Annotated in this window: 1 protein-coding gene; it reads right to left on the bottom strand. The window is 56.1% G+C overall.

Features of this window, described 5'->3' with window-relative positions; translation table 11 throughout:
* Window positions 1-841 precede the first annotated feature (841 nt).
* Window positions 842-1,669, bottom strand: a complete 828-nt coding sequence (locus tag EYS42_RS16800) for a hypothetical protein (RefSeq protein WP_130969364.1) — start codon at window positions 1,667-1,669, stop codon at window positions 842-844.
* Window positions 1,670-1,832 lie beyond the last annotated feature (163 nt).

A 1,832-nucleotide genomic window follows, 5' to 3' on the forward strand; every position in this document is an offset into this window, starting at 1 on the left:
TGATTAGCCAGGAAGCAACCGAAGCCAGCCAAACCATTCCCGCATGATGAGCGGAGCAGGACGCGCGATGCTGCAAAACACGCCCGAATAATGCTTCCAGAGACCAGCCAAACAGTGGCCTAACGCCAAAGTTCACCGGCGCCGGAAGCCGAAGGCTGGAGGGCTCCTCGACGGGCCACGCCGCAGGCGTGGAACGTTGAGGCGTCCGCGTGCAACGCCCCGTTAGGCTGGCCAGCGAAGGCAGCAGCCTGTGAGCATGCTTGAGCTGCATAGAGTGCAGGCAAGGTGCCTCCCGTTTGGCTTGTGTTTGACACCGCTGGGGCGGTGCATCGAATGGCACCAGCATAACGTGAAGACGCCAGGCAGTGATGGCGCAGCCATGACTGCGGGCTGAGTTTTCGAGCCGGTGGCGTGGCGAAGACACGGCACACACAACAGCGCTGATTGCCGGAGGACAAGCAGCCCGCTTGGCGTTGGCATGTGGCACTGTGGCACCGCGAGGTGGCCAGCAGGCAGCCGTAGGACTGACAGCCAGATTGAGCCAGCGAACAGCGCCCGGTGGCGAACCAAGTGGCGAGTGAGCGCCGGGCTTGAAACGAAGCCAGCTGGTTGATGAACCAGGAAGCAGCCGAGCCCTGCAAAACCATTCCCGCGTAATAAGCGGAGCAGGGCGCTTGGCGCCGCAAAACATGCCCTGCAAATGCTTCCAGAGCCTATTTCAGAAGTGGCCTAACGCCCAAGGTAAGCGGCGCCGGAAGGAGCGCAGCGAGTGGAGGGCACCAACAAAGCCCATGAAAATGGCGAAGCCATGGGCTTTGTTGGCGTCCGCTTGACCGCCCAGTTAGGCGCTTGATTTGGTAGCGTTGGGCACATTTTGAGTGAAGTCAAGGATTGCAGGCAACTTGATGAGCCCAGCTTGCACAACCGTAAGGGCTGCGACAACCACGGCTAGCCAAAAGGTTCTCCGCTGCATTTTTACGTTTTCAGTATGCTTGCGTTCCTGCTCTTCGTATTCCTCCAGCGCCCTCAACGCATGACCTGTGACAATATATTTATGACCTGCCTTTCGCAACTCGCCTGTCTCGGTGAGTGATTGAAGGTAAAACTCCAAGCGCTGCTGAACTTCTTGACCTTCCGGGTGTGAATACCATCGTATTGAATAGAGTGCAGTCATTAGGTCCAGCGGTTCATGCTCTGTGCGACCTTGGAGGGCCTCATTTACGAGGATTTTTAGCAGATCATTTCGGGCTTTTGCTACAAGCTTCTTTTTGTTGAATAGATACTGATCAAATCTTGCAAAATGTTGAATTGCGTGAATTTTGAGGTAGGGCCATCCGAGGTGATAGTCGACCATAAAGTCGGTTAGGCCACCATATCGAACCTCGGCCAGGCCATAGTAATGCGTTATCTGGAAATCGCTCGCCTTAAATGAAGAGAGCGGGAAAGATTTTTCTATGGAGTAGCGTTGACCATCCCATTGGATGCAGCCTAGGTTGCCGTTCTCTAGAGTTTGAACAATTAAGTAAGGTTCATCGCCTCGGTCGATGGCAACCACAAAACAGTTAACCGCTTCGCCCGCAACTCCCGAGCGAGGAATCCTGATGCCACAAGGGCGAGATAGCACTCGGCGTAGAAGCCAGGATGCGATGATTTGCTGTTTGGGTGACATGTGCGCGAGCAAGTGGCAGTACCTAGTTTTGTGGGCGCCTAACGCCCGAGTTCACCGGCGCCGGAGCACCGAAGGTGCGGAGGGCACCAACACTGGCCATGAGAATGCCGAAGGCATGGCCAGTGTTGGCGTCCGCGTGCAACGACCTGTTAGCCCGGGCTTG

The organism is Aquabacterium lacunae, assembly GCF_004310865.1.
In the GTDB taxonomy this organism is placed as follows: Bacteria; Pseudomonadota; Gammaproteobacteria; order Burkholderiales; family Burkholderiaceae_C; genus Aquabacterium; species Aquabacterium lacunae.